Source organism: Kosakonia sp. MH5 (assembly GCF_009935945.1).
GTDB classification, from domain to species: Bacteria; Pseudomonadota; Gammaproteobacteria; order Enterobacterales; family Enterobacteriaceae; genus Kosakonia; species Kosakonia radicincitans.
Map to the genome: position 1 here is coordinate 174,970 of NZ_QODH01000008.1, position 18,840 is coordinate 193,809.

The window sequence follows — 18,840 nt, forward strand, 5'->3', positions numbered from 1 at the left end:
CCCGGCAATTTATTGCGTGGTATTTTCAGGAGCCTGGTGATGAAAAATTCACACCTCAACCTTCCCGCCGGTTATTTTGGCATTGTGCTCGGTATTATCGGGCTGGGCTTTTCCTGGCGCTTTGCCGCCACGCTTTGGCCAGTCACGCTGTGGCCTGCAAATACGCTGATTATTCTGGCTATTGTTATCTGGGTACTGCTGACGCTGGCGTTTTTCACCCGCCTGTTGCACCACTCCGGCACGCTGCTTGAAGAGGTTACCCATCCATTAAAAAGCAGTTTTGTCAGCCTGCTGCCCGCCACCTCCATGCTGGTGGCGATCGGTCTGACGCCCTGGTGCTACTCGCTGGCACTGGCGCTTTTTCTGCCCGCCGTCGCCTGCCAGCTTGCCTATGCCGCCTGGCAAACGGCCGGATTATGGCGCGGCACCCATCCGAAAGAAGCCACCACGCCGGGGCTTTATCTGCCAACCGTCGCCAATAACTTTATCAGCGCCATGGCCTGCGGTGCGCTCGGTTTTAACGATGTCGGGATGCTGTTTCTCGGCGCCGGGCTCTTCTCCTGGCTGAGCCTTGAACCGGCGATCCTCAGCCGCCTGCGCAACCTGGATGAGATGTCCCCGGCGGTGCGTACCTCGCTCGGCATTCAGATGGCGCCCGCGTTTGTCGCCTGTAGCGCCTGGCTCAGCGTCAACGGCGGCCAGGTGGATGTGTTCGCAAAACTGCTGTTCGGTTACGGGCTGCTGCAAATGCTGTTTATGATCCGCCTGATCCCCTGGTACAGCGCCCAGCCGTTTAATCCGTCGTTCTGGAGTTTCTCCTTCGGCGTGGCGTCGCTTGCCACCACCTCTATCCGGCTGGGACATGCCGCGCCCGGCGGCGCACTCTACTGGATGTCATTCCCGCTGTTTATTGCCGCCAATCTGGTAATTGGTCTGCTGATTGTCAAAACGTTTTCCCTGCTGCTGCAAGGAAAACTGCTCGTTCGAAGCTAAACGGTTGGGCGTCAGCCGGTTATGCAGCTGACGCCCTGAGGTTTAAGGCCGTCGGAACAGCACAATGCTGCGGCCATCGAGTTCAAAATCCTTCTCGCGCGTGATCACCACACCGGGTTTGACCTTCTCAGAGGTTGACAGCTCCAGCACCCAGCCGCCTTCGCCAAACTGCGGAATACGAAACGGCACCGTCCCTTCGAACGGGTTGAAGAGCATCAGTACGTCGTGCCAGATCCCTTCCTGGCCCTGCAAATCGGCGCGTCCGATATGCACGCCCAGCGTCGTTCCCTCTTCCCACTGCTCCGGTTGCTGGAAACCACCGCCGGCATTAAACCAGGCAATCTCCATCCCGTCGCGCCAGTTTTCCCGCCGCAGCAGCGGCTGTGACGCGCGCAGCGCAATCAGCTGGCGGGTAAATTCACGCAGCGCCTCGCCCTCGCCCTGAATCTCATCCCAGTGGATCCAGGAAATTTCGCTATCCTGGCAGTAGCCATTGTTATTCCCCTGCTGGGTACGGCCAAACTCATCGCCCGCGAGGATCATTGGCGTACCGTGCGAGAACAGCAGCGTGGTGAGGAAGTTCCGCTGCTGGCGGGCGCGCACCGCAAGAATGCCTTCATCGTCCGTTGGCCCTTCCGCGCCATAATTGTATGACCGGTTGTCGTTATGCCCGTCGTTATTGTCTTCGCCGTTGGCCTCATTGTGTTTGTCGTTATACGACACCAAATCACGCAGCGTGAAACCATCATGCGCAGTAATAAAGTTGACGCTTGCCCATGGGCGACGACCACGCTGATCGTACAAATCACCGGAGCCGAGCAGACGCGCGGCGAAATCCGTCGAGACATTATCGCCCTTCCAGTATTCGCGCAGCGTATCGCGGTATTTGTCGTTCCACTCCGCCCATCCCGGCGGGAAACCGCCGACCTGATAACCGCCAGGGCCGATATCCCACGGCTCGCCGATCAGTTTCAGCTTCGACAATACCGGGTCCTGCGTCATGGCATCGAAAAATCCGCCGCGCTGATCGAACCCTTCCGGTTCGCGACCGAGAATAGTGCCAAGATCGAAACGAAAACCGTCGATATGCATCGATTCCGCCCAGTAACGCAGGGAATCCATCACCATCTGCAACACGCGCGGGTGCGAAGTATTCACCGTATTGCCGGTACCGGTATCGTTGATGTAGTAACGGTGTTGATCGGGCAACGTGCGGTAGTAAGAGAAGTTATCGATACCTTTGAAAGAGAGCGTCGGGCCAAGCTCGTTGCCTTCTGCCGTATGGTTATAAACCACATCGAGGATCACTTCGATCCCGGCATCGTGAAACGCCCGCACCATCTCGCGGAAACCCTGAATACCACGCGGGCCGTAATAGCGCGAAGCTGGCGCAAAGAAACCGAGCGTGTTGTAGCCCCAGAAATTGCGCAACCCTTTATCCAGCAAATGCTGATCGTCCGGGAACCAGTGCACTGGCAGCAGTTCAACGCTGGTAATGCCGAGGCTGCGGATATAATCAACCGTCGCCTTATGCCCCATACCTTCAAAGGTGCCGCGCAGTTCCGCAGGCAGCGCCGGGTTAAGCTGGGTAAAGCCTTTGACATGAGTTTCGTAGATCACCGTGCGCGGCCAGGCAATAGTCGGGCGGTTCTGATCCTGCCAGTCAAATTCCTGTGTATCGATAACCCGGCATTTTGGCGTAAAGGGAGCGCTGTCCTGTTCGTCGAAGGTCAGATCTTTATCTTCATGGTGGAGATCATAGGCAAAGTGCGCCGCATTCCACTCAATATTACCGACCAGCTCACGCGCGTAAGGATCAATCAGCAGTTTATTCGGGTTGAAACGGTGACCATTTTCCGGATCGAACGGGCCATAGACGCGATAGCCATACAGCGCGCCCGGTTGCAGGCCGGGCACATAACCGTGCCAGATCTCATGCGTGTTTTCCGGTAGCGTCAGCCTGGCAATCTCCTCCTTGCCAGTGGCATCGTACAAACAGAGTTCTACGCGTTCGGCGTGCGCCGAAAAAAGCGCGAAGTTAACCCCCTCGCCATCGAAATTTGCCCCCAGTTGCTGGCCGTGCCCTGCCGTAATGTAAAAATCAGACATGGTTCCCTCTCTGTTTAAACAGTGTTACCTGATATCACAATGCTGCATACCGCTTTACGCACTCACCAGCGCCGCGAATGTGTAGCCGCCAATAGAACGCAGATGGACGCTGTCACTCAGGGCGAACTCTTCTCCGCTGAGAAGATCGCGCCAGCGACGGTTCGCCAGCCCCGCAGGCAGCGACACCACCGCGCCGCTCAGGCTGCCCTCCAGCGCGCCGAACAGCAGGCGCGGCGCCAGCACAATTAACGCTGCGTCGTTATCCTGGCGGGCAAAAGCAATGATGTTGTCCGCCTGCGGGCCGGAGGTGGTCAGCGGCAGATAGTCGCCGCGCTGAAAAAGCCGGGGTTTCTGCTGGCGTAACTGCAACAACCGGGCGATAAAAAACTGTTTCAGTTGCCCGCTGTTCCAGCTCTCCTGCGAGTGCGGATCGGCCTGCTCTTCATCGCTCAGCAGCCGTTCCAGCTCCGCATAGTCCGGCTCCAGCCGGTTATCCGGGTCGACCAGGCTGAAGTTCAGCGCTTCGCTGCCCTGGTAGATATCCGGCACGCCCGGAGCGGCCAGTTTAATTAAGGTCTGTGTCAGGCTGTTGACCAGCCCGGCGCGAATAAACGGTTGTAAAGCGGCGGTGAAATCCTGCAAGAACGCCTGATTTTCCGGGGAAAGCAGATGGCGGGCATAATCGAGCACTGCGTTTTCATAAGCGTCGTTGGTTTCGATCCAGTCAGTGCGCTGCTTCGCTTCGCGCAGCGCTTTCTCCAGAAACTCAATAAACCGCGACTCCAGCGCCTGTAACCCCTGCGCATCATCCGCCTGTAATGTCGCTGGCCAGACGCCCGCCAGCGCCTGATAGATCATCCAGGCCACTGCCGGTCTTGGTGCCGGGCCATCGTCGAGCAGCACCACTTTTTCGCGGTTGAGATGACGCCAGCGCGTCACGCAATCCGCCCACTGTTGCGGCGCTTCGGTCAGCGTATAGAGCCGGGCGCGGGCATCTTCTCCGCGTTTGGTATCGTGCGTGGAGGTGGCTGACAGCGCATCCGGCTGCTGTTCCAGCCGCGTCTGCATCTCGCGGTGAAAACGCTGCAATGAGAAGGTGCGCGGCAACGGTTCTGCACCCACTTCATTGAGCGCCAGATCCATGTTCTGGCGAAAGAACAGCGTATCCTCCACTGCTTTCGCCATCAGCGGCCCGGTCAGTTGCTGGAAACGGGTACGAAAATGCGCCGCCTGATGCAGCATGCTTTTTGCCACGTCGCCATGCAGAATGCGGGTGATAAAATCCAGTGCGTCCGCCTCCGGCGCATGTTCGCTCCCCCTGACCCAGGCGACCACTTTCGCCAGCCGCTCAGCGTCGGCTGGCGTCAGGCCTTGCGCAGTGCCATAGGTGCGATAAACCGGAAAAGCGATCAGCAATTCCCGCAGCGCCTGGCGTACCGCTTTGGCTTGCGGCACCGGAATTTCAGCGTGACCAATCTCTACCGCCAGCCGCACCAGCGTGTTGAACTCGCCAGCGAAATTGCGATCGACCATTAACCGCTTTGCGGCCCGTAACTCCGCGTGCATATCGACGGCTTTGCCCGTCACCTGATGCCAGGCTTTACGCAAATCGTCGAGTTGCTCATCGTCCACCAGCACATCCGACAGCGCGGCGATAAACTCATAGCCGGTCGTACCGGAAACCGGCCAGTCGGCGGGCAGTTGCTCCCCTTTACCGAGAATTTTTTCCACCGTGATATAGCACTCCGGCCCGGTTTTCTGGCGCAAACGGCGCAGATATCCCAGCGGATCGGCCAACCCGTCAACGTGATCGACGCGCAGACCGTCAACGACACCGCTGTTCACCAGTTCGAGAATCAGACGATGGCTGTCGTCAAATACCGCCTCATCTTCAACCCGCACGCCAACCAGCCCGGTTATCTCAAAAAAGCGCCGGTACGACAAATCGCTTGCCGCCGTGCGCCAGCAGGTTAAACGCCACGGCTGAAGCTCATGCAGCGCAATCAGATCGCGGCTGTCACGAAGCGCCAGCACTTCTGTTTCGCGCCCCTGCCAGCTTTCCGCCACCAGCGGGTAAACATTGTCGAAATAGACAAAAACGGGATGACCAGTTTGTGGATCGGCCTGAACGGTAAGTTCGCCCTTTTCCACTACCGTGGCGAAATCGTCGCCGAGGAAAGGCAATGTCAGTGGCCGCGACCAGTCAATATCGAAATGGCGCGCGTACCGGCTGCTCTGCCCTTGTGCGATGACATCGCGCCACCACGGGTTTTCCAGCGAGGCGGCCATATGATTGGGCACGATATCGAGAATTAACCCCATCCCGGCGCCCTTCAGCGCCGCCGCCATGCGCATAAACGCATCGCGACCGCCCAGCGCTGGATCGATCTCGTTGGCGTCGGTCACGTCGTAGCCGTGCGTCGAACCGCGGGTGGCGGTAAAAATCGGCGAAGCGTAAAGATGGCTGATCCCCAGCCGTTTGAGATAGGGAATGCGGGCTATTGCCCGTTCAAAGGTCATGCCATTACGAAACTGAATACGGTACGTTGCGGTGGGCGTGCTCATGCTTCTCTCCCTGCAAGACGAACTATAATGGCATTCGGCGCTAATTCAGATTGCGCCTGCGGCAAGGCAAACAGTGTGTTACCGGGCATCGCTGGCAGCGGTTGCGGCGTGTCGCCCAGATTCAGCGCCAGCGAGAGCGTTCCCTGCGGGAAACGCCAGCAGACGGCGAGAAAACCGGGCGCGGTAGCCAGCACCTCCCCCTGATGGCCGCCCGCTTTTGCCAGCAGCGGCACAATATGCTGCTGACGCAGCGCCAGCAGTTGCTTTGTCAGCGCCAGCCACGCTTTGCCCTCGGCGCTGTGCACTGTTTGCCAGTTCAGCTTCGAGCGGGCAAACGTTGTCGGGTCATTCGGATCGGGCACCGTTTCGCCGTGTCCGGCATGGCCCGCGAACTCCTTTGCCCGGCCTTCGCGCACGGCCTGCGCCAGATCGCCATGGAAATCAGTGAAAAAGAGGAACGGCTGCGTTTCGCCATACTCTTCGCCCATAAACAGCAGCGGAATATGCGGCGACAGCAGCAGCATCGCCAGCAGCGCGCGGGTGCGATCCGCTCCCGCCAGGCTCAGCAACCTTTCGCCCTGTGCCCGGTTGCCGACCTGATCGTGGTTCTGAATAAAATCGACAAACGCCGTAGGTGGCTGCCCGCGGCTGTCAACACCGCGCGCTTCTCCGCTCTGCGGCGAGACTTCGCCCTGATAAGCGAACCCTTCCGTCAGCGCCCGCGCCAGCAGTTGCTCGGGGTGATCGGCAAAATCCTGATAGTAAGCGTGCGTTTCGCCGGTGGCTAACACATGGGCGACGTTATGCACATCGTCGTTCCACTCGCCGCTAAACAGCGGAATCTCGCCCGCGCTGCCGCGCGGATGCAGGGCAATAATGTTGCGGCAATCTTCGGTGGTGAGGTGCACGGCGCGATCCGGGATTGCTGCACGAATGCGTTCGGCAATATCCACCAGCAGATGCTGCTCTGCGCTGTCCTCGATTTGATCGATGGCATCAAAGCGCAGCCCATCGAGGTGAAACTCTGTCAGCCAGTAGAGCGGCGCTTCCGCGATATAGCGCCTTACGGCGTCCACTTCATAGGCAATGCCCGCGCCCCATGGCGTTTCGCGTTCCGGGTGGAAAAAATCCGGCGACAGCAGCGGCAGATAGTTGCCTTCCGGGCCGAAGTGGTTGAGCACAATATCGAGCACCACCGCAAGGCCATAGCCGTGCGCGGCATCGACAAACGCTTTGAAATCATCCGGCGAACCGTAGGCCGCATGCGGCGCGTAGAGCAAGACGCCGTCATAACCCCAGCCGCGATCGCCGCCAAACTGCGCAACCGGCATCACTTCAATCACCGTGATGCCCAGCTCCGCCAGGTACGGCAGTTTTTCAATGGCCGCCTGAAAGGTGCCCTGTGGGGTGAAGGTGCCGATATGCAGTTCGTAGTAAACCGCCTCTTCCCAGCGGCGACCCTGCCAGTGCGCATGTTGCCAGCGGTAGTGGGCGGGATCGATCACCAGCGACGGGCCATTCACATCCCCCTGCTGCGCACGCGAGGCGGGATCGGGGATGGCTCTGCCGTCTTCCAGCACATATTGATAAGGTGTTCCGGGCGCAAGACCGGGAACTGTGGTTTCAAACCAGCCTTTGCCGACTGACTGCATCGCGATATCGTTAGCAGGAAGCCGCAGCGTGATACTCTGCTGGCCTGTTGCCCACAAACGGAAGCGCACCGTGCCTTCGCCGATGTCGTCGGCGCCCCAGCTTTTCGCAAAAGATTTCGACTCCATGCCTTCTCCTCTCCACGATGTCACGAGAAACAATCATAGACGATATTCGGAAAAGCCAGCGGAGCGGCGGTCAGGGAGAGTGTGGCCGGAGAACGGATTACCTCCGGCCAGGCGGGATTACGGCTGTGGTTTCCTCTCAGCGGCCTCTACTTCGCGATACCAGCGCGGGTGATGTTTCTTCGCCCAGCGACGGCTCACTTTATTCCGCTGTCGGCGGATTATTTGATCGCGGAAAATATCGCTTTTCCGAGACTGGCAATGGCCGCATTACTCTGTTTTAACGTTGCCTTTGTGTTTGTTATATAAATAACTACGATACGGGGAGTGTTATTTTCCGGCCACACCACGCTGATAATAGAACGCGAACCAAAATCCCCGGCGCCGGTTTTATCGGCAATGGTCCACCCGGCAGGCAGCGTTGAACGCAATAACGTATCGGCGACCTTATCCTCACGCATCCACTGAATTAACTGCGCGCGTGAACCGGGCTTCAATGCCGTTCCCAGCGTCAGTTTTTGCAGCGTGCGGCTGACGGCCAGCGGCGTAGTGGTATCGCGTAAATCGCCAGGTATCGCACTGTTCAGTTCAGGTTCAAAACGGTCCAGCCGCGTGACACTGTCACCTAACGTTTGCAGATAACGGGTGATGGACGCCGGGCCGCCGAGCTTTTGCGCCAGCAGATTCGCCGCCGTGTTGTCGCTGTAGCTGACCGCCGCGCTGCACAGTTGCTGCCAGTTGATGCGTGCCGGGGCGACAAACTTCTCCGTCACCGGCGAGTACGCCACCAGCGCCGAACGCGGGAATTGCGTGGTGTCCGTCAGCGCCAGCTCGCCGTTATCCACCTTGCTGAGTAATGTGCCGCACAGCAACGCTTTGTAAGTGCTGTTCAGTGGAAAACGCTCATCTCCACGGTAGCTCGCCGTTTTGCCGCTGGTGGTATCCACCACGGCCACGCCGATGCGCGCGCCAAGCTGCTGCTCCTGCAAACGTACAACCTCAGCCAGCCGGGCAGAGTCCATGGCAGCGGCATGCACCGACGGCAAGCAAACCAACAGCAGAGAACAAATTGATTTCGGTGAGAAAAACATAGATATAATCCCTGACTATGCGAAGCGATACATTGAATGAAGAGATGAATAATACAGCATTACGCTACCGCGCGTTCGGAGAACCCTTAACCACGCTGTACGCCGAAACCACCCCGCTACAGCCCTGCGCGCCGGGCATGCTTCGCGTCAGAATGTTACTGGCGCCGGTCAATGCCTCGGATCTGATCCCGATTACCGGAGCCTACAGCCACCGCATTATCCTGCCCGCGATTGCCGGGTATGAAGGCGTCGGCGTGGTCAGCGAAACCACGCCAGAAACCGCGCATTTACAGGGAAAACGCGTGCTGCCCTTACTCGGCCAGGGCACCTGGCAGCAGTATGTTGACTGCCCGGCGGAACTGGCCGTGCCGGTTCCCGATGATATCGACGATGCCCTTGCCGCCCGCGCGTATATTAATCCACTGGCCGCGCAGATGATGCTGACGCACTACCCACCGCAGGGCCAGCATGTGATAGTGACCGCCGCCGGTTCCGAATGCGCAGGCTACCTCGCGCAGTGGGCCAGACAAAGTGGAGCGAAAAGCGTGACCGGGATTTATCGCTCCGCCATTCACGCCAGCAGGCTGGCCGCAGGCGGCGTGATCCCGCTTTCTGAAACGGACAGCGCCGCCATTCGCCAGGCGGCGGCGAAAACGGGTGTAGTGTATGACGCCACCGGCGGCGATTTGGCCGGGCTGTTATTGCAGGCGTTGCCGACCGACGCGCAGTTTATCAGCTACGGCCTGCTCTCCGGGCAACCGTTCGGCATCCAGCGCCGCCTGCCGGTGGTGCACTGGTTTCACATCCGTAACCATCTCGACTCGCTTTCCGCCAGCGCGTGGCAGCAGACGTTTAGAGATATCTGGACGCGGCTGCGCAAAAATCCGCCCGCTGATGTCACGCTGTTCCCGTTTGCCGACTGGCAACAGGCAATCGCGTTTTATCACCAGCCGGGCCGGATAACGAAACCGCTGTTGTCGATGCGCTGATTTATGTGCGATCTGCGGAGTACGCCAGCGCACGCTGGCCTTCAATTTCACGCAGCCGTGCGCCCAGCGTCGCCACTAAATGATCGTAAGCAATACTGCCGAGCGGCACCCGCAGCGGCGGGTTTTGCTGGTCGGCGACGGCGATAATCGCCTCTACCGTACGATCCGCATCGCCGGTAATGGCGAAATCACCGTTGGCAATGCCGCGCCGCACATCGCCTGCGGGTGTGGCATCATAAATCGCCAGCGGCCGGGCATGATCGAGGCCACCGCCAAAACCGGTTTGCGTCGGGCCGGGTTCGGCAATCACCACATCAATCGCAAAAGGTTTAACCTCCTGCGCCAGCGACTCAAGAAACCCTTCAATGCCCCATTTACTGGCGTGATAGAGGCTGAAATTGGGATAGGCCACCTGCCCGCCTTCTGATGAAACCTGCACAATTCGCCCGCCGCCCTGCGCCCGCAGCCACGGCAGCACCGCGCGCACCAGCTGAATTGAGCCGGTCAGATTGGTGGCGATTTGCCGTTCGATCTGCGCATCGCTGACCTCTTCCGCCGCGCCAAACAACCCGTAACCGGCATTGCTCACCACCCGTTCAATTCTGCCGAGCGTGCTGAAGGCGCGCTCGATTTCCCCGCGCATCGCGGCGGTATCTGTCATGTCAAAACGGCAAAGATGCAACTGCCCGCCATACTGCGCCTGAAGATCGCTCAGCGCATCAGCACGACGAACGCAGGCCACAACGCGGTCTCCGCGCGCCAGTAATTTTTGCGTCATCGATAAACCCAGCCCGGAAGACGCGCCGGTAATCAGCCATGTCAACATAGTGACCTCCTGAAGTGAGTGAATCTGTAGCCTACACCGTCGTCAGTGCTAGAATAAGGCTCACCAATCGACATGAAGTGGTGCAAAAAATTCAACAATGAAAAATGTCAGCCTTAGCGATTTGAAAGCGTTTCTCCTTGTGGCCCGTTTGCAGAGTTTTCAGCAGGCAGCGGGCGAGCTGGGCGTTTCACGCTCGGCGCTCAGCCATGCCATGCGCGCGCTGGAAACCCGGCTGGGCGTCCGCTTGTTGCACCGCACGACCCGCAGCGTGTCGCTTACCCAGCAAGGCGCGGCTTTTCTGCAACGGCTCGATCCGTTGCTGAATGCGCTGGACGATGTGCTCGACAGCACCCGTTTTCAGCCGCAGGAGCTGCACGGTACGCTGCGCATCAACGCCAATGAAGGCGGCGCGCGCTGGCTGTTACAGCATGTGGTGAGGGATTTTTTACGCGCGCATCCGCAGGTGGAGCTGGATCTGGTCACCGATGGCCGTCTGGTGGATATCGTTGCCGCCGGTTTCGACGCCGGAGTCCGGCTGGCGGAAGCGGTGCCGCGCGACATGATTGCCGTGCCGTTTGGCGGCGACATCCGCTTTATCACCATTGCTGCGCCCGGTTACCTTGAACAGGCAGGAACGCCGCAAACGCCGGAAGCGTTATTGCAGCACCGCTGCATCGCGCAGCGTCTGCCGGGCGGCAAACGCTATCGTTGGGAATTTATGCGCGACGATAAGCCGCTAACGCTGAATGTGCCCGGCACGCTGTGTCTGGACAACAGTGCGCTGATGGTGGAAGCGGTCGTGCTGGGGCTGGGCATCGCCTATGTGCCGGAACCGTATGCCCGCCAGGCGCTCAACGACGGGCTGGCGGTGCAGGTTCTTGAAGCGTGGTGCCCGCCGATTGCGGGGTTGTGCCTTTACTACGCCAGCCACCGGCACGTTCCGGCGACGCTCAGGGCGTTTATAGCCGCAATACGTGCCGTGGCGTAATCGCTTTTTTGAATTAACCGAAGGAGTGTCCACCAATATTGAGTATTTTCACAATCCGCTCTTTTTCCTGAATCATAAAAAAAACACGGTCTTCGTCACTTAAGCGGATACTGAAGAGCTGGATACTTTTTTTCTGTTTGACCTGTTTATAACAAAATTTACTGCCCATCAATTTAGCGGCATCTCGCGGATGGTTTCCGGCACGAATAAGCCGTCGCCACATATAATAGTTTTTCATATACAGCGGCTCAACGTGAATATGTTTGTTGAGACGGTATTTGTTCCTTGGCTCTGTTTCATCAACTATCCATTTTTTAATTTCACTGATCGTGTCTGATTTACTGACATGTTTTCGGTAATATTTAACAGAGCCGGATAATGAGGATTGTCGCGAAGATGACGGTGCTGTATATACTGAATGTGAAAAACTCGTTATTGATTCAGCATTGTTTTCATCGGCAGTAAAATACTCGTCTTCGCTGGCGGTAAAGTACTCCGAATCTGAAATAATGATCTCCAGATCGTCATCATTTAACTCAATCAAATACATATAAACCTCGGTACATTCCATTGTTAAAGGCGTTGCAACCAGATCTGCAACCTTAAGTATATTCTGAGCAAATACTAGCAATGGGGAGCAAAACCGGGCAAGGCGTTAATAATATTAAGACGCCGGAAAATGCGTTATCTCTCTTATTAAAATAAAAAAGATCGCTAAGCATCGCTCTCCGGGTGCATCTGCTACACCTGTATTCGCAAATTTCGTGCGTTTACCCGCGCCTGCCTGCCATACTTCGGGCTGCACAGAACCACACCGGAGGAGAGATGCTGATTGCTCAGCTCAGTGATATTCACGCCGCGCCCGATAACGATAACCTCGCGCGACTGCATAATGCCATTGACTGGCTGCTCGCCCTGCAACCTGATTTGCTGGTGGTGAGCGGGGATTTAACCGATGATGGCTGGCACGAAGGCTATCTGGCGATTGCCGCAGAACTGCAACGGTTGTACTGCCGCACACACATTATCCCCGGCAATGCCGACGATAAAGCGGTGATGTGCGCCAGCCTGCCCGCCTTTATCCATCATCACGCCGCTGACGCAATGCACTTTTGCCAGCAGCTTGACGGCGTGGCGGTCATTGGCCTGGATGTGACCGTCGCGGGCGAAATCCGGGGCGATATCCGCCCGCATCTGCCGTGGCTGAAAAGCGCTCTCGCCGCCAGCCCGCAACCGGCGCTGCTGTTTTTGCATCAGCACCTGTTCCCCAGCGGCATCGCACCGCTTGATGGCGCGATGTGCGATGGCGCAGAGGAACTGCGCCAGTTGCTTCACACCCTGCCGTTCCCGCCGCTGGCGCTGTGCAGCGGGCACGTTCACCGCCCGATGAGCGCTACCTTTGCCGGGATTCCGGCTTATATTTGCGGCTCCATCTGCCCGGCAAACCCGCTGATGCTGGATGCGCAACGCCTGCCGCCAGTGGGCGATCCGCCGGCACTGATGATCCATCAGATCCGCGAGCGCCGCCTAGTAAGCCATTTTGTTAGCGTTTAGCGCCTGACCGCCGTCTCCGCAAACCGACAGCGGTCAGGCCAGCCCCACCTGCCATCCCTGCAAATCGCCTGCCGCTGAGGAAAAGAAGGTTTCCGGGCTGATAGCGTTGTTGCGAAAATGACTCACCAGCGCTGAGATCACTGCCGGGAGAACGCGTTGGTATGTGAGATCGTGCCCCATTTCCGCCAGTATCGCGCCATAAAACCAAAAGGGGTTGTCCGGCAACGTCACTTTTTCCGCTGAAGCTGGCGCGTTGCGAACGGGCGAGAATTTTTTATAAAGCGCCAGCTCCTGATCCGCATCGAGATAGATCCGCGCGACCGGCGTGTTGACGCCATTACCCGGATAAGCATCCAGCGCCATGCCAGCCGGGCGATGACGTCCAAGACGTTGATAAATATGGTAATCAACAAAAGCTTTCAACGCTGTTGCTACCGGCTCCCAGTGACCTGAACTGATAAAACCCAGCCGGGTTAACCCTTCGGTAAATAGCAGCTCAATCCCGGACGATAACGCCTCTCGCTGCATGGTGAACCAGTCCATCGCCTGTTCATACTCATTGCGCTTCTGCCGCTGTTCAACCGTCAGATTGCCGCTGGCGTAAAGTCCATTGAGTTCATTCAGGCAAAAATCTTCGACGGTAAAACCGATATCGATATGAACATCACGTTTGCGGCTGTAAGCGAGCGAAATTTCTGAACATAAAACGGCAATCTCGTCATCCGGCAGATCGATGGCGTAGCTATCGTTTAACGGCAGGATAAACGTGTCAGTGCTTTTGACGTCCATGCTCCTTTGTCGGGCAATCTTTTCAAGCTCGCCGCCAGTGTTATCCAGCGTTTTACTCTTCAGTACCTGGATATACGCCCCATTTGACGTCGGACGAGTGACCTGTTGGGTTATCCATTCCCAGTAGCATTGGTTTGTTTCGGGATCGCACAGAATCAGAATCACCGGCAACGAGTGTTCCCGCCAATAATTGATGTGCGGGGCTTTACAGTAAAAAGCCCAGCCATCGTCATTGGGGAATCTGAAATGAGAAGGACCGCACTTGATTTGCACGGCCAGCAGCTTACCTGACGCATACTTTACGCCATTTTCTGACGTCACGATTTCTATCTGGCCATCAATACCATAATCACGCGCGGTGGTTTCCCGAAATATATGCCCCAGCTTGAGCACCTTTTCTCTGACCATAAGAACACCCCGTTCTCCGGTTTCGTCAGTGGGTGGGACCTTCGGTAGTTCCATGCTGAACCTCATTTAATTTTACGGACATTTTATGTTTGACAGCTTACGCCTTCCCGTCGCCGCATACATCTATCAGATTCTGTAGCCCTGTTATTGACACACTTGCAAATATTACCGTTGCGAAAATACTGATGAGAAAGCGCCGTTATTTGTTGACGTATACGCCCTTGCCATTTTGTTACTCACCATGCCAATAATCTTTTTAGGATTTTTTCAGGAAATAATATATTGCATTACCACTGAAATATTATAAAAAGAAAAGCGCCACTTTACGATTACTTTAATTACTGGCGGGATAAAGGAATAAATATCCCGTTCATCTTTACCCTACGGAGGAATAATTTAATGAGCAACCATCCAAAATATACCTGCTCACCCGGTCACACACGTATTATCAGTACCGGTGTTTATCTCCCGGAAGGCCGGATAAGTTCCCGGGAGCTGATGGAACAACTCGATTCACCACAGCGCTTCGGCCTGAATCGCAACTGGCTGGCGCGGCTGACCGGCGTGCGGGAGCGCTGCGTCGCCGATGATCATCTGCAACCCTCCGATCTGGCCGTGCGTGCCGCTCGTGATGCGCTGGCGCGTGCCGAAATCAAATTAGCCGATATTGACGCGTTGATTTTTGCCGGTGTATTTCGCGATTTCCACGAACCGGCAACCGCACATATTGTGGCGCATAAACTGGGCGCAAATATTCCCACCGCGTTTGATGTCAGTAATGCCTGTCACAGTTTTGAAGATGCTCTGCATATTATGGATGCGCTCATTGCGGCGGGCCAGGTTAAATACGGCTTAATTGTCACCGGTGAAACCAGCTATCGCATGCGGCATGAAGCAATAAACAGGTTGCAACAAACCACGGACCGCGAACTTTTTATGGAGCTTTGCGCAGGGTTAAATGTCGGTGATTGCGGTGCGGCAATGATCGTCGGGGCGAAAAAAGATCCGCATGTCGGCTTTATGGGATTTATGAAAGAATCCCGCTCGCACTATTATCACTACAGCACCAGCGGCCCGGCCTGTTCCGATCATTTATTAAAGGTGTGGATGACGCCGCTGGTGGACGAAGCCATCAGCATGGGCGAAGCGATGTTTCCGGCGTTTATGGATCACCTCGGCTGGAGCCGCAACGAAATTAAAGCCTGCGTTTCACACCAGGCCTCGACCTCGCAAATCCAGAGAATGGCCGGTTATATGGATGTGGACCCGGCCCTGTTTGTGGAAACCATCAGCACCATGGGCAACCTGATCAGCGGCAACGCAACCGTTGGGCTGCACATACTGGCAGAGCGCCAGCAGCTTAAACCGGGTGACAAACTGGTTCTCGTCGGTGGCGGCAGCGGCATTGTTGGCAGCCATATGGGGCTAATCTGGGGATAATCGAATACACAGAAGTGCCGTTACATCGTGCGCCGGGGCAAAGCCTCCGGCGTTCGTTTTACTTTTCCCCTTCCCAGTAATCCACGCCCTCACCGCGAAAATCAACCCGGCGAAAATCTTCCTTGCCGTTGATGCGCGCTCTGGCAAGGAATTTATCAGCGTCGGGGTATTCACAAATTTCCGGGCTTTCCATGGTGCTGATCGAGATATAGCGTAACGGTTGATCGGACGTGTTGATAATCTGATGCGGCCATGCCTTTCCCGGTGGAATACAGATCACATCGCCCTCTTCAATTGCCCGCTCCTCATCGCCAATACGCAGTGTTCCACGCCCGTTCAGCACGATAAACATCTCTTCCTGCGCATGATGCAGATGAAACGGGCAGCAGCGTTTACCCGGCGGCAATGTATCGATTGACGCGCCGAGCTTGCTGGCGGCGGTGCCTTTGGTCAGCGAACCGCCCAGGGATTCATACAGCGGCGGGCGAACAAAATGCTCCATCTCAAGGGTATTAAAGTTGCGGATGACAAACGGTATGGCGGTCTTCGCACTCATAAGCAGTTCCTGAAATAACGTGACATCTCAGTATTGGAACGACCCATTCTGCCTGTCAATTTGTTCAGCCAGCATTTGATGGAAGATACGCGTCGCCATCGACAACGTGCGCTGGCGCGGCAGGCAGAGATCCACTTTCACTGTGCCCATCAGCGGGTCCGCCAGCGGCACGGCGACAAAATCCTCGTGCCCGGTGGTGTCATTAACGTTCAGTTGCGGCAGGATCAACAGCGCCAGCCCTTGCCGCGCCAGCGCTTTCTGTACTTCCAGCGAACTGGCGATATAACACAAATCAAAATGCAGATTCTCGCGCCGGGCGGCGGATTCGAGCAGTTGCCGCACCGCATAGTTGGCAGGTGGAATAGCCAGCGGATGACGGGCAAGATCGGTGAGCGTCAGCAGGCTTTTCTTCGCCAGCGGATGATGTGCCGCCATCAACACTTTGTGCTGCAACGCGCAGTAGTGCGTCACCTGCAGCTCCGCGCTAACCGGCATATAAAACGCCAGCGCCACATCGGCATGACCGCTGATTAACTGTTCGGCGACATGCGGCGCACTGCCAATATCAATGTCAAACGAAACCGCAGGGTAACGCTGGCGGAAGGTGCAGATAACCGGCGCGATAAACGCAGCGAACAGGCTCTCTGCCGCGCAGATACGCACCGTGCCGGACACCACACTTTGCGTACTGGAGATGCGCTCTTTTACCGCATCCAGTTCGCGTAAGGTGGCATCCACGGCCTGGGCGAGAAACTCCCCTTCCCGCGTCAGTTTGATACCGCGCGGCGTGCGCTCGATCAGCGGTGCGCCATAGTGGTGTTCCAGAATATCGATTTGCCGCGTGACGGCGCCCGGCGCGACAAACAATTTATCAGCGGCATCACGCAACGAACTGGATTTCGCTACCTGGCTAAAATAGCGCAGCGCGCGTAATTGCATATTTCTCCACCCTGTATTGCCGTTATTAACCCTTTTGTCACCTTATTACGCCGGTGTTCAGATTGACAAATCAGCGGGGCAATCCTTTATTTTTCCTCGCTGCTGCACTGTAAACAGGCACGACGAACAATAATCGTGCAAAAACGGGATTGGTTTTTATCTTGCAGGGAGAAAAAACCGTTTAATAATCATCATGATGATATATCTTTTGCGAAAAATATTTGCGCACTGCTAACGAAATGAAAGCACAGTTTAAGTGCAGAGCCAGGAAAGTTATTTTCTGCCAGTCAATAAAGATCGCCGGATAAAAACAAAAATATCAGATAATTCAAAAAATTAGACAAAGTAATACTATTTTCTTATTTATATTCCCCGCCCTCCAGTGAGCACATTTTTTACGCACTGCTCCTGCACAATTGTGATAGTGAACATTATCTGTGCTTGTTATATCTCAGCCATGTTGTTAATTCGTCTCAACCCCTGAGGAAGACTGTTTATGGCAAACGAAATAAATCCCGCAGCCACACCGCCAAAAGCGACGCGTAAAGAAGTGATCGCCGTTGTCCTAGGCGCCGCCGTCGAATTTTTTGATTTCAGCGCTTACGCCACCTTTGCAGTGATGATCGGCCATGTTTTCTTTCCTTCGGATAATCCATTTACCAGTTTGTTATTGTCCGTTTCAGTATTTGGCATCGGCTTTATTGTCCGGCCGCTGGGGGCCATTTTTATTGGCAGCTACGCCGATCGCGTTGGGCGCAAACCGGCAATGTTATTAACCATGGTATTTATGACCATCGGCACCGGCGGCTTAGTCTTCCTGCCGGGATATGAAACCATTGGCATGGCCGCACCGGTTTTACTGGTACTGGTGCGTATGTTGCAGGGGCTGGCCTGGGGCGGCGAAGCTGGCCCGGCAACCACGTTTATTATGGAAGCCGCGCCCGCCGGCAAACGTGCCTTCTACACCAGTTGGCAGATTGTCGCCCAAGGTCTGGCAGGCATCAGCGCGGGGGTGATTGGCTATACGCTCACGGTATTGCTGTCACCGCACGACCTCGCCGCCTGGGGCTGGCGCGTGCCGTTCGCTTTCGGACTGTTGATCCTGCCTATCGCCATCTACCTGCGCCGCAATCTGCGCGAGACTTATCAGTCTGACAACAGCGAAGCCAGCCACTCCACCGGCAGTCTGCTCGGTGAAGTGGTGAAGAACTATCGCGGGCTGGTGCTGACCGGGATTTTTATCCTCTCCGGCAGCACCATCACGCAATATTTTCTCAACTATATGACCACTTACGCGCTCAACGAACTGGCATTTACGCCGGGCAGCGCCATGGCGTCCACGATTCTGATAGGCGTCTGCGTGGTGGTCTTTTCGCTGGTCGGCGGCTGGATGGCGGATCGCGTTGGCAGAAAGATGACCATCATTGCTCCACGTCTGATCCTGCTGCTGTTGTTGCTGCCAGGGCTTGAGATCATCAACACCTGGCGCAGCGAAATGGTGTTTTATAGCGTGATCACCGTCTTTGCCGCCCTGCAATGTATCAGCGGTTCCGGCGTACTCGTCGTGCTGTGCGAAAACTTCCCGAAATATGTGCGTTCCACCGGCTTTTCTATCGCCTTTGCCTTTGGCATTACGCTGTTTGGCGGCACCGCGCAGATTGTCTTTTCATGGCTGATCAAAGTGACCGGCAACCCGGTTTCTCCTGGTTACTACCTGATTGCCGCCAATATTCTCTGTCTGGCCGCCACCGTCATGCTGAAAGAGCGTAAAGCTCCGCAGCCTTTGCTGGCGCGCCGTCGCACCACCGTTCAGTAATC

16 protein-coding genes and 1 pseudogene are annotated in these 18,840 nt (G+C 56.4%); 6 read left to right on the forward strand and 11 right to left on the reverse strand.

Features of this window, described 5'->3' with window-relative positions; genetic code table 11:
• Positions 1-39 precede the first annotated feature (39 nt).
• Positions 40-993: a dicarboxylate transporter/tellurite-resistance protein TehA gene (gene tehA, locus DK872_RS20195; RefSeq protein WP_007374994.1), complete on the forward strand. Its 954-nt coding sequence runs from the start codon at positions 40-42 to the stop codon at positions 991-993.
• Positions 994-1,035: 42 nt separating this feature from the next.
• On the opposite strand, the gene glgX is transcribed toward tehA, so the two are convergent.
• The 5 genes and pseudogenes from glgX to bla form a co-directional block, all read right to left on the reverse strand.
• On the reverse strand, positions 1,036-3,102 hold the full coding sequence (glgX, locus tag DK872_RS20200) for a glycogen debranching protein GlgX (RefSeq protein WP_007374993.1): 2,067 nt from the start codon (positions 3,100-3,102) through the stop codon (positions 1,036-1,038).
• A gap of 54 nt (positions 3,103-3,156) precedes the next feature.
• Positions 3,157-5,667, reverse strand: a complete 2,511-nt coding sequence (treY, locus tag DK872_RS20205; protein ID WP_161518759.1) for a malto-oligosyltrehalose synthase — start codon at positions 5,665-5,667, stop codon at positions 3,157-3,159.
• Positions 5,664-7,445: a malto-oligosyltrehalose trehalohydrolase gene (treZ, locus tag DK872_RS20210; protein ID WP_035885746.1), complete on the reverse strand. Its 1,782-nt coding sequence runs from the start codon at positions 7,443-7,445 to the stop codon at positions 5,664-5,666. Before treZ ends, treY begins: the two co-directional genes overlap by 4 nt.
• Before the next feature lie 117 nt (positions 7,446-7,562).
• Positions 7,563-7,646 (reverse strand): annotated as a pseudogene (locus DK872_RS20215) (formate dehydrogenase cytochrome b556 subunit); the annotation flags it as partial.
• A 17-nt stretch (positions 7,647-7,663) separates the two neighbouring features.
• Complete coding sequence (gene bla, locus DK872_RS20220; protein WP_007374990.1) at positions 7,664-8,533, reverse strand: class A beta-lactamase; 870 nt, start codon at positions 8,531-8,533, stop codon at positions 7,664-7,666.
• A gap of 44 nt (positions 8,534-8,577) precedes the next feature.
• Between bla and DK872_RS20225 the strand changes: the two genes are divergently transcribed.
• Positions 8,578-9,522: a zinc-dependent alcohol dehydrogenase family protein gene (locus DK872_RS20225; protein ID WP_161518760.1), complete on the forward strand. Its 945-nt coding sequence runs from the start codon at positions 8,578-8,580 to the stop codon at positions 9,520-9,522.
• A 1-nt stretch (position 9,523) separates the two neighbouring features.
• On the opposite strand, the gene DK872_RS20230 is transcribed toward DK872_RS20225, so the two are convergent.
• Complete coding sequence (locus tag DK872_RS20230; RefSeq protein ID WP_007374988.1) at positions 9,524-10,348, reverse strand: SDR family oxidoreductase; 825 nt, start codon at positions 10,346-10,348, stop codon at positions 9,524-9,526.
• Between the two features lie 97 nt (positions 10,349-10,445).
• Between DK872_RS20230 and DK872_RS20235 the strand changes: the two genes are divergently transcribed.
• Positions 10,446-11,336 (forward strand): LysR family transcriptional regulator, encoded by an 891-nt coding sequence (locus tag DK872_RS20235; RefSeq protein WP_007374987.1) that lies wholly within the window; start codon positions 10,446-10,448, stop codon positions 11,334-11,336.
• A 13-nt stretch (positions 11,337-11,349) separates the two neighbouring features.
• Here the strand turns inward: DK872_RS20235 and DK872_RS20240 are convergent, their stop codons facing one another.
• Positions 11,350-11,886: a hypothetical protein gene (locus DK872_RS20240; protein WP_144135470.1), complete on the reverse strand. Its 537-nt coding sequence runs from the start codon at positions 11,884-11,886 to the stop codon at positions 11,350-11,352.
• A 275-nt stretch (positions 11,887-12,161) separates the two neighbouring features.
• Between DK872_RS20240 and DK872_RS20245 the strand changes: the two genes are divergently transcribed.
• Entirely contained in the window at positions 12,162-12,890 is a 729-nt protein-coding gene (locus DK872_RS20245) for a metallophosphoesterase (protein WP_161518761.1), read from the forward strand.
• Between the two features lie 33 nt (positions 12,891-12,923).
• Here DK872_RS20245 and DK872_RS20250 read toward each other — a convergent pair whose 3' ends face one another.
• Positions 12,924-14,087: a DUF4365 domain-containing protein gene (locus DK872_RS20250; protein ID WP_071920770.1), complete on the reverse strand. Its 1,164-nt coding sequence runs from the start codon at positions 14,085-14,087 to the stop codon at positions 12,924-12,926.
• 399 nt (positions 14,088-14,486) lie between these two features.
• Between DK872_RS20250 and DK872_RS20255 the strand changes: the two genes are divergently transcribed.
• Positions 14,487-15,527: a 3-oxoacyl-ACP synthase III family protein gene (locus DK872_RS20255; RefSeq protein ID WP_079517951.1), complete on the forward strand. Its 1,041-nt coding sequence runs from the start codon at positions 14,487-14,489 to the stop codon at positions 15,525-15,527.
• A gap of 58 nt (positions 15,528-15,585) precedes the next feature.
• Here the strand turns inward: DK872_RS20255 and DK872_RS20260 are convergent, their stop codons facing one another.
• From DK872_RS20260 to DK872_RS28045, 3 genes are read right to left on the reverse strand one after another with little or no spacing between them, the layout of a single operon-like run.
• Positions 15,586-16,083: a cupin domain-containing protein gene (locus tag DK872_RS20260; protein WP_035885749.1), complete on the reverse strand. Its 498-nt coding sequence runs from the start codon at positions 16,081-16,083 to the stop codon at positions 15,586-15,588.
• Between the two features lie 27 nt (positions 16,084-16,110).
• Positions 16,111-17,022, reverse strand: coding sequence for a LysR family transcriptional regulator (locus DK872_RS20265; protein WP_072438760.1), 912 nt, complete (start codon positions 17,020-17,022; stop codon positions 16,111-16,113).
• 57 nt (positions 17,023-17,079) lie between these two features.
• The gene (locus DK872_RS28045; protein ID WP_369878865.1) at positions 17,080-17,163 is read right to left on the reverse strand and encodes a hypothetical protein; all 84 of its coding nucleotides are present in this window, start codon (positions 17,161-17,163) and stop codon (positions 17,080-17,082) included.
• Between the two features lie 355 nt (positions 17,164-17,518).
• Between DK872_RS28045 and DK872_RS20270 the strand changes: the two genes are divergently transcribed.
• Complete coding sequence (locus DK872_RS20270; RefSeq protein WP_007374980.1) at positions 17,519-18,838, forward strand: MFS transporter; 1,320 nt, start codon at positions 17,519-17,521, stop codon at positions 18,836-18,838.
• Positions 18,839-18,840 lie beyond the last annotated feature (2 nt).